The organism is Brachybacterium sp. NPDC056505, assembly GCF_042794925.1.
Classification (GTDB): domain Bacteria; phylum Actinomycetota; class Actinomycetes; order Actinomycetales; family Dermabacteraceae; genus Brachybacterium; species Brachybacterium kimchii.
In genome coordinates this window covers 47,001-56,389 of the sequence record NZ_JBHTSV010000021.1, presented here as the reverse complement: position 1 = coordinate 56,389, position 9,389 = coordinate 47,001, and the positions used below count along the sequence as shown (strand labels likewise).

At 73.8% G+C, this 9,389-nt stretch carries 9 protein-coding genes; 1 reads left to right on the top strand and 8 read right to left on the bottom strand.

What is annotated here, in order from left to right; all coding sequences use genetic code 11:
* Positions 1 to 160: 160 nt before the first annotated feature.
* From ACFQ53_RS11580 to ACFQ53_RS11555, 6 genes are all read right to left on the bottom strand, one after another.
* A complete protein-coding gene (locus tag ACFQ53_RS11580) occupies positions 161 to 1,351 on the bottom strand; it encodes a GtrA family protein (RefSeq protein ID WP_377859768.1) in 1,191 nt (396 codons plus the stop codon).
* 5 nt (positions 1,352 to 1,356) lie between these two features.
* Entirely contained in the window at positions 1,357 to 2,280 is a 924-nt protein-coding gene (locus ACFQ53_RS11575; protein ID WP_377859773.1) for a phosphodiester glycosidase family protein, read from the bottom strand.
* A gap of 292 nt (positions 2,281 to 2,572) precedes the next feature.
* Positions 2,573 to 4,054 (bottom strand): amidohydrolase family protein, encoded by a 1,482-nt coding sequence (locus tag ACFQ53_RS11570; RefSeq protein ID WP_377859766.1) that lies wholly within the window; start codon positions 4,052 to 4,054, stop codon positions 2,573 to 2,575.
* A 9-nt stretch (positions 4,055 to 4,063) separates the two neighbouring features.
* Positions 4,064 to 4,675 (bottom strand): AAA family ATPase, encoded by a 612-nt coding sequence (locus ACFQ53_RS11565; protein WP_377859764.1) that lies wholly within the window; start codon positions 4,673 to 4,675, stop codon positions 4,064 to 4,066.
* Positions 4,676 to 4,730: 55 nt separating this feature from the next.
* Entirely contained in the window at positions 4,731 to 5,729 is a 999-nt protein-coding gene (locus tag ACFQ53_RS11560) for a proline racemase family protein (protein ID WP_377859762.1), read from the bottom strand.
* A complete protein-coding gene (locus ACFQ53_RS11555; RefSeq protein ID WP_377859760.1) occupies positions 5,729 to 6,784 on the bottom strand; it encodes an Ldh family oxidoreductase in 1,056 nt (351 codons plus the stop codon). Before ACFQ53_RS11555 ends, ACFQ53_RS11560 begins: the two co-directional genes overlap by 1 nt.
* 236 nt (positions 6,785 to 7,020) lie before the next feature.
* On the opposite strand from ACFQ53_RS11555, the gene ACFQ53_RS11550 reads away from it, so the two are divergent.
* Positions 7,021 to 7,803: an ABC transporter ATP-binding protein gene (locus ACFQ53_RS11550; protein WP_377859758.1), complete on the top strand. Its 783-nt coding sequence runs from the start codon at positions 7,021 to 7,023 to the stop codon at positions 7,801 to 7,803.
* Between the two features lie 78 nt (positions 7,804 to 7,881).
* On the opposite strand, the gene ACFQ53_RS11545 is transcribed toward ACFQ53_RS11550, so the two are convergent.
* Entirely contained in the window at positions 7,882 to 8,457 is a 576-nt protein-coding gene (locus ACFQ53_RS11545) for a sugar O-acetyltransferase (RefSeq protein WP_377859756.1), read from the bottom strand.
* A gap of 34 nt (positions 8,458 to 8,491) precedes the next feature.
* A complete protein-coding gene (locus tag ACFQ53_RS11540; protein ID WP_249477581.1) occupies positions 8,492 to 9,088 on the bottom strand; it encodes a manganese efflux pump MntP family protein in 597 nt (198 codons plus the stop codon).
* Between the last annotated feature and the right edge of the window lie 301 nt (positions 9,089 to 9,389).

Sequence of the window (9,389 nt, the reverse complement as noted above, 5' to 3'; positions counted from 1 at the left end):
CGTATACGGGCTCTCTCTGCCACCGGTGGCAGAGAGAGCCCGTATACGCCGGTCGGTGACGGCCGGGAGCCACTCAGCCGTCATCGCCGCCTCGCATCCCCCCCCACCAACTCCCCGCCTCCCTCTCACCGGCTCTCCAGCTTGCGCCTTGCCTGCCCCCTCACCGTCGCCCGAAGACCACCAGGCGCTGGACGACGAAGCTGAGCACGAACAGCGCCAGGTCGGTCGTCACCTTCGCGACCAGCAGCGAGGCCCCGAGGCCGACGAGCGCGTCGACGAGCAGCACCCCGGCCCCGAGCACGACGGCGGCGAGCACCCCGTAGCGGGCGAGGGCCCTGCCGAGCGGGACGTCGGCCCCGCCGTCGAAGACGACGCGCCTGTTCAGAGCGAAGTTCCCGCTCGCGCTCAGCAGCCGTGCCGCCGCCAGGGCGAGCCACACGGGGGCGCCGAGCGCGGAGACCGCGAGGAACAGCAGGGTGTCCAGGGCGAAGGCCAGCAGCCCCGACCCCATGAAGGCGACCACCGGGCCGAGGACGCGCAGCGAGTCCCGGACGGGACGGAAGTGGCTGGCCTCGTTGTCGTCGAGGTAGACGGTCTCGATCGGCACCTGGTGCAGGCCGATGCCCTCGCGGCTGGCGCGCACGAGCATCGAGTACTCGTACTCGTAGCGGTCGCCCGGGATCGCCTCGGCCCAGGCCAGGCGTGAGGCGGGCAGGCCGCGCAGGCCCGTCTGCGTGTCGCGCAGGCGCGCGCCGGAGGCGAGGCGCAGCACCCACGAGCTCACCACATTGCCCAGCCGCGAGCGCAGCGGCACCTCGGCCCGGTCGAAGCCGCGCACGCCGAGCACGAGGTCCGTGCGGGGCACGGCCTGCGGGGCCGACGCGCGGCGCACTGCCCCATCGGCCGACGCTGGACCCGCTGCCCCGTCGGCCGGCGTCTCAATCCCGTCGAGGACGTCGCGCACGCGGCGGATGTCGGCGAGGGTGTGCTGGCCGTCGGCGTCTGCGGTGACAACGCCGCTTGCGGGGCGGGTGGCGCGCACGTGGGCGATGCCGGCGCGCAGGGCGCCGCCCTTGCCGCGGTTCTCCGGCAGGTGCAGGACCTCGGCGCCCTCGAGGGAGCAGCGGTCGAAGACGACCTCGTAGTCGGGGCCGGAGCCGTCGTCGACCACGAGAGCGTCGATGTCGTCGGCGGCGAGCCTCGCGACCAGGTCCACGAGCGGTCGCGCGGGGGCGAGCGCCGGGATCAGGACCACGGAGCGGGCCGGAGCGGCTGGCTCGGTCGGTGCGAGCGATGCTCCCGGACGGGCGGGAGCGGTCTCGGGGCGCAGGTGCGGGCGGATCGTGACCATCGCGCTCACCCGGCCACGTACAGGATGTCGGAGGTGGCGCGCTCGCCGCCGTTCGAGGGCTCGTTGAGGATCTCGCCGTCGAAGATCATCACCGAGGAGCCGCCGCCGTCGAGGTTGTAGCCGCTCGTGCAGCCGAGGTCCGCGAGGATCTCGCCGAGCTCGGTGAGCCCGACGCCGCGCGAGTGCCCCTCGGAGCGGCCGTCGACCACGAGGAAGACCAGGTGGTTCTCGCCGATCACGCCGATAGCGGTGCGCGGCTGCTCGCCCTGGATGGAGTGGTTGCCGATGTTCGTGTCGATCTCGACGTCCTCGACGCCGTCGGGGACCTTCCCGCCCTCGAGCACGGCAGGGCCGAAGCTGAGGGTGTTCCAGGCGCCGTCGGCCAGCAGCTCGTCCGCGCTGGTGGTGGTCTCGTCGTAGATCTCGATGCGTCCGTCGGTATAGAAGACCAGGCCGTCGCGGGCGGGCTCGTCGCGGTAGGAGACGCCGTTGCGGATGACGATGCCGGTGTCGCGGAAGCCGTAGTAGTCGCCGTTGATGGCGAGCACCGCCGAGTTGTCCGAGGCCATCTCGCTGGGCTCGGCGGTGATGTTCTGGCCGAACTCGTCCTGCGCGAAGGCCGAGCGGACGATCGTCGCGTCGTCGATCTCGATCTCCGCGGCGTACCAGGCCAGGGCCTCGGAGCCGGTGCCGGTCTCCGTCTGCGTGAGGGTGATCGTGGTGGTCGACGAGGTGAACCCGGTGCTCGAGTACTCGCCGTCGGTCGCGAGCGCCGCGGTCTGCGCGGTGCCGGCCTCGGACTCGGCGGCGGAGACGTCGGAGACCTCGACCTTCTCCCGCAGGAAGCGGTCGTAGGCCCAGGCCGCGGAGCCGCCGGTGCCGGCGAGCAGGGCGACGCCGGAGCCCAGCAGCACGCGCCGGCGGATCATACTGCGCCCGCGGTGGGTGCGCCGACCCGCCGGGGGCGGGTCCGACGGGGACTGGTCCGGTGGGAGCTCGCCCGCCGGGGACTGGTCCGGCAGGGAATGGTCCGACGAGGGTTCGTGCGACGGGTTCTGGCCCGGCGGATGCTCGCCGGGATCGCGGGTGGGTGCGTGGGGTGCGTTCATGCGCCATAGAGTCGGCGCGCAGACTGTGCCGGGAGCCTCGGGCGGGCTGTGGGGGTGCTGTGCGGGCCGGCGGGCCCCGTCTCAGCGGCTCAGCGGCTCAGCACCCCCGGACTCAGCGCGCCGTCGGGCGGGCGGCGAGGCGCTCGAGCGTCTCGCCGAGCGCGGCGCGGTCGCGGTAGGCGCCATCGCGGACCACGCCGCGCACGTCGGCGAGCGCGGCGGCGTCGGCCGTCGGGTCCCCGCCCAGCAGCACGAGGTCCGCCTCGAAGCCCGCACGGACCGCACCGGAGCGGTCCTCGCGGCCGAAGAAGCGGGCGGCGTCGCTGGTCGCCGCGCGGAGGATCTTCGTCGGGCTCACCCCGGCCTCGGCGAGCAGGGCGAACTCGTCGTGCAGACCCAGGCCCGGGATCACCCAGCTCGCGCCGTTGGAGTCGGTGCCGGTGAGCATCGGGACGTCGGCGTCGGCGAGCACACGGGTCATCCTCAGCTGCGCCTCCCAGTGCTCGGCGAGAGCCTCGCGCGTGGGCGCCGGGAGCTCCTCGAAGGTGTCGGTGACCGACTCCCACACCGCGAGCACGTCGGGCGCGATGAACCTCTTGCGGGGGTCGTCGCGGTGGCGCGGCGTGCCGGGGAACTGCTGGGTGTGCACGCGGATCAGCGTGGGGCACTGCCAGGTGCTGTTGGCCGCGAGCAGCTCGGCGAGGGACGCGGCGCGCTGCTCGTCGAAGGTGCGGTCCACGAGCCGGTAGTTCTCGGCGGTCTTGGCGCTGGTGCGGGCCACGGGGTTGACCACGAGCTTCATGAGGAAGGGCTGGAAGATCCGGTTCGCGATCGGGGCGAGACCGGGGATCCGCGGGAGGCTCGGCACGCCGCCGGCGTTCTTGCGCACCTGCTGCTCGCGCCGCGAGGACGCCGCGTACAGGGCGACGCCGGTGCCCAGGTGCTCCATGCAGTGCATGCCGGCGTCGGAGGCCTCGCGGGCGTCGATGTCGTCGGGCACATGGCCCACGACGTCCAGGCCGACCCTCTCGCCCTCGGCGATCGCGGCGAGCAGCGTGCTGCGGTTGGTGAAGCCGGCCTTGATGAAGTCGGCGCCGTGCTCGGCCTGGTGGCGCACGGAGGCGGCGGCGCCCTTCGCGTCGGGCGCGGTGATCGGGGTGAGCAGATCCCCGGGCAGGGCCAGCAGACGGGGCGAGCCCTCCGGGATGCGCAGCGTGCCGGCGGCGCGGCGGGCCAGCAGCTCGTCGCTGCCGGACATCTGCCGGTACCCGGCGACGCCCGCGGCGAGCATGAGCGCGTAGGTCGCGTCGACGTCGTCGGGATCGTTCAGCGGGTGCGCGTGCGAGTCGACGTAGGCGGGGACGACGAACAGGCCGGAGGCGTCGACGATGCACGGGGACGCGGCGGATCCCGCGCCGTGCGACCGGTCCGGGGAGCGGTCGTCGTGCGCTGCGACGGAGGCGATGCGCTCGCCCTCCAGCCGCACGTCCTGGTGGGCGGTGACCGCACCGCTCGCGGGGTCGACGACGGCGACGTCCGCGAGGACGACGGAGCCGGCGGCGGTGGGTGCGGGGACGTAGCTCGCGGCAGTCATGCCCCGAGGCTATGCCCCGTCGATGTGCGCGGGTCCGGCAGGGCGCGAGGGGTCGAGGACGCGCGAGGACTCGAGGATGTGCGTGGCAGCCCGCTCGATGCTCATCCGTGAGGTGTCCACCTCGATCGCGTCCGACGGGGCGGGCAGCGAAGGGATCGCGAGCAGCTCGCGCAGGACGCCGGCGTCGATGAGCTTCGAGCGCTCCGCCCGTTCGGGGGAGTCCACGCGCGCGGCGAGCTCGTCGGCCGACGCCGTGAGCCAGACGGGCACGAACCGCGCGCCCCGTTCAGCGGCGAGATCGCGCAGGCGCTGCACGTGGGCGGCGTTGTCCGGATCCTCGGGCAGCCAGTTGGTGAAGACGTGTGAGAGGCCCGCCGGGGCGGCGAGCGTCGCCTCGAGCACGACGTCCAGGACCCGCGCGCGCAGCGCGTCGGTGTCGGCGAGGTCCCTGCCCCCGCGATCCAGGCCCATGGGCACGAAGACGGCGTTGTTGACCAGGTGGTTGTCCACGACGATCGCTCCCGAGCGCCGTCCGATCTCGCGGGCGATGCTGAGCTTCCCGACGGCCGGCGGGCCGACGAGGAGGAAGAGGCGGGAGGGCGCGGGTCGCTCGGGGCTCATGCTGACAGAGCGTAGAGGGTGTCCCGGAGCAGAGGTCGTCGCGCCCGTCGGCCGCTCAGAGGGTGAATCCGGCCGGGAACGGGTCGCTGGGGCCCAGGACGACCTGCGAGAGGGCGGTGAGCCAGGCGCTGCCGGTGATCGTGGGCAGCACGGCCTCCGTCCCGCCGATGCGTGTGGTCCCGACCAGGCGCCCGGTGAAGGACGTGCCCAGGATCGACGTGTTCTCGAAGTCCTCCTCGAGGCCCAGGGTCCCGCGGGCGTGGTGGAGGGCCATGAGCGCGCTGGTGCCGGTGCCGCCGGGCGAGCGGTCCATCCAGCCCGGGTGGTTGACGAGGGCATGGCGGGCCCGTCGCGCGTCTGGGGCGGGATCCAGCAGGATCGTGTGCTCGCAGCCCTCGTAGCCGGTCCCGGGATGGCGCGGCAGCATCTGCGCGTTCACCGCGTCCATCACGGCGCTCCCCGCGCGGACGAGGTCTGCGGACGCCTCGCGCTCCACGCGGAGCCCGAGCGCGTCGGCGCCGAGGACCGCGTAGAAGTTCCCGCCGAAACCGATGTCGACGCTGACCTCCCCGTATCCGGGGACGTCGATGCGCTGGTCGAAGGCGTGCGCGAAGGAGGCGACGTTCGCGATGGTCACCGAGAGGGCCCGCCCGTCGCGCACCTCGACGTCGGCCGTGATGAGGCCGATCGGGGCGTCCAGGCGGATGCGGGTCACGGGCTCGCTGACCTCGACCATGCCGGTCTCGACGAGGGCCGTCGCGACGCCGATCGTTCCGGCGCCGCACATGGGCAGCACACCCGTGACCTCGATGAACAGCACTCCCCAGTCGGCGTCCTCGCGGGTGGGCGGCTGCAGGATCGCGCCGGACGTCCAGCCGGTGCCGCGGGGCTCGCACATGAGCAGGGTGCGCAGGTCGTCGTGCTCCGCGACGAAGCGGGCGCGGCGCTCCTCCATGGTGTCGCCGGGCAGCGGCGCCACTCCCCCGGTGACCACGCGCACCGGGAGTCCTTCGACGTGGGTGTCGACCACCTGCAGCAGACGGCGCGCGCGCATCAGCGGACCTCCGACGCCGCGGCCGGGGCGGTCGACGCTGAGCCCGTCGACCCTGCCCCCGCGAGCTCGTCGAGCAGGGCGACGGGCAGCTCGACCTCGGTGACCTCGGTCTTGCGCCGCCCGAAGTCCACGCCGAGCTCCTCGCGCAGTCGGCGCAGGTGCTCCTCGGCCCGCTGCGGGTAGTCCTCGGCGAAGGCCGACGGGTCGATGGCGATCGCGAACATGCCCAGGCTCGGCGAGGTCGCGCCGGAGTCGAAGGGCGCGGCGTCCAGCGAGAACGAGCCGCCCGACATGGCCGCGAGCATCTCCACCATGAGCGCGATGTTCCCGCCCTTCACGCCGCCGAAGGGCAGCAGCGCGCCGGCGAGCGCCGCGCGGGCGTCGGTCGTCGGCTCGCCGTCGGGGTCGAGGGCCCAGCCCTCCGGGATGGAGGAGCCGTCATCGGCGGCGTCGCGGATCTTCACCCAGGCCGTCTCGCTCGTGGCCTGGTCGAACATGCGGGGGCCGTCCGGATGCGGGAGGGCGAAGGCGATCGGGTTGGTGCCGGTGACCTCCTGGCTCGCGCCGTGCACCGCCATCAGCGCAGGCGAGTTCGCGCCGGTCACGGCCACGAGGCCGTGCTCGGCGAGGCGGGTCGCGTAGTCGCCGAGCTCACCGGCGGTGAAGGCGTCGCGCACGGAGAGGACCGCGACGCCGCAGTCGCGGGCGGCCGTGACGAGCGCGTCCTCGGCGGTGTCGAAGGCCAGCTGGGCGGTGCCGCCGTCGGCGTCGACCGCGACCACGGCCCGACGGGACACGGTCACGCGCGGGTGGGCGTCGGGCGCGATCCGGCCCGACCGGAGACCGTCGAGGTAGTCGGGCAGGTGGGCGGCGCCGATCGCGGACTTGCCGCGGCGCTCGGCGGAGGCGACGGCCGCGGCCAGGGACTCGGCGACCTCGGCGGATCCGCCGGCCGCGCGCACCGCCTCACGGCAGAGGTCCGTCAGTTCGACGAGGGTGAGCCGACGGGTCGAGGCGGGCGCGGCATGGCCGGAAGAAGCAGAGCTCGAGGTCATGGTCGTCCACGCTATCGGAGCGGCGCGCCCGGCTCGCGGGCGTCCGGCGGGCGACGGGCGGCGGCCGGGGCGGACAGGAAGAGGTCCGACGGGCGACGCTCCCGACCCGGCCCCAGCCTCCGTCGCTACAGTGCCGGAGGTGGGGCACCCGCACCCGCACCCGCACCCGCACCCGCACCCGCACCCGCACCCGCACCCGCACCCGCACCCGCACCCGCACCCGACTGAAAGCGATCATGGCCTCTTCCGCCTCGTCCACCGCCCTCACCGCGTCCGACCTCCACGCCGGCTACCCGGGCCAGAGGGTCCTCGACGAGATCGACCTGGAGATCCGTTCGGGCCAGGCGCCCACGGGCCTGCTCGGTCCGTCGGGCGCGGGCAAGACGACGCTGATCGATGCGCTGCGCGGGATCCTGAAGCCGACGTCGGGCCAGGTCATGTACGAGGGCAGGAACGTCTCCCGGCTGCGCGGCGCGCACCGCAAGGCGTTCACGGCCGACGTCCGCTTCGTCTCCCAGTACGCGATGACCGTCACCGATCCGCGGGCGAGCGTCGCCGGGGCCCTGGGCAACGCCGCGCGGGAGGCGCGCAAGGGCGGCCGCACGCACGCGGTGTCGGTGGTCGAGATGCTCGGGACCGTAGGCCTCGAGCCCCGCTTCGAGGACCGCACGCTGCGCTCGCTCTCCGGCGGGGAGCTGCAGCGCGTCGCGCTCGCGACGGCGCTGGCCACGCGCCCCGGGATCCTCGTGCTCGACGAGCCGCTGACCGCGGTGGATCCGGGCATGCGTGGGGAGATCGCCGCGGGCCTGCGCTCGCGCGCGGACGAGCTGGGCGTGGGCATGCTGATCGCCTCGCACGATCTCGAGCTGCTGCAGCGGCTGTCCGAGGACATCGCCTTCCTCGGGCAGGGACGCATCCTCGCCCGCGGCACGATGCATGAGGTGCTCGCGAGCACCGAGCACCCGGCGATCCGGGATCTCGCGACGAGCGCCCCGCTCGCCGTGCAGCGCTTCCGCTGAGCGAGCCCGGAGGCGGCGCACGCCGCACGAGCACGCGCGCCGATCGCCCCGAGTCTCCCCGGGCAGAAGAGCCGAGGCTCAGCCCGGCCCGTCCTCCGGCGGGAGAGTGCGGATGATCCTCGCCGGCGACCCCGCCGCCAGGACGTGATCGGGAAGATCCCGCAGCACCAGGCTGCCCGCGCCGACCACCGAGTTGCGGCCGATGCTCACGCCGGCGCCGACGGTGACCGAGGCGCCGAGCCAGCAGTTCTCCCCGATCGAGATCGGCAGCGCCCGCTCCCAGCCCTCGCGCCTGCGGGCGTGGTCGTCGATCGGGTGCAGGGCCGTCATCAGCTGCGCGCCGGGCCCGAGCCGGGCTTGGGCGCCCACGGTGATCGCCGCATCGTCCATGAAGAACGCGTTCGCGTTGACGAACGCACCGTCGTCCAGACGGACATGAGCGCCGTAGGTGCACTGGAACCGGGGCACCACCTCGACGTCGGCGCCGACGTGACCGAGCATCGCGGTCAGTGCGCGGTGGCGCTCGTCGTCCTGGTCGGCCGCCGCGGAGTTGAAGTCGTCCAGCAGGCGCCGGCAGCGGCGTCGGCGTTCCTGGAGCTCCGGGTCATCGAGGTACCACTCGCCGCGGGCGAGACGCTCGGCGTGTTCTCCCATGGCCCGATGGTCTCAGAGCAGGCGGCTCCGCCTCTCACAGCACCCCGAGGTGCTCGAGCAGGATCTGCAGGCCAATGAGGATCAGGATGATGCCGCCGACGACCTCGGCGGGGGTGCGGAAGCGGGCGCCGATCCTCTGCCCCAGGAACACGGCGACGAAGGACAGCACGAAGGTCACGACGCCGATCACGGGCACGGCGGCCCAGATCGAGAGCGAGGAGAAGGCGATCGAGATCCCGACGGCGAAGGCGTCGATGCTGGTCGCGACCGCGAGCACGGCCACCTCGCGCGGGGTGACGCGATGGTCGGGATGGTCGGGGTCCTCGGGGAGCTCATCGGCCGGGTCGTCGGGCCGGAAGGCCTCCCAGATCATCTTGCCGCCGACGATCGCGAGCAGCCCGAACGCGATCCAGTGGTCGATCTTGTCGACGTAGGTGCCGAAGGCGGCCCCCAGGAGCCATCCCAGCAAGGGCATCACGGCCTGCGCGACGCCGAAGGCGGCGGCGAGGACGAGCGCGTTGAACAGAAGCTTGCCGCGGATCTGCAGACCGCGGCCCAGGGCGACCGCGAAGGCGTCGGCGGAGACGCCCAGGGCGAGGATCAGAAGGGTGGCGGTGGTGGCCAGGGTCATGGGGTCGAGGGCCTCACGAGTCGGGCCGGCGGATGGAGTCCTCCGGCATGGTCAGATGCCGAAGGTCTCGTTCACCCTGGCTCCTCCGCCGCTGCGGTCGCGGAGCCGGGCGGCGGGCCGGGTGCCGGGGCACCAGAATGTCGACGTCGCCTCGGCGCTGCGCCAGTGGCCGACGGCCGGGCCGACGTGCCTGCGGCGCCCGCGCGCTGGGAACTACTCCCCTTCTGGTTGCAGGGTACGGGAGGCCGACGGTGGGGCGAAGCGCCGGTGGGAGGCCTCACGGGCCGTCGGCCGCTCTTCT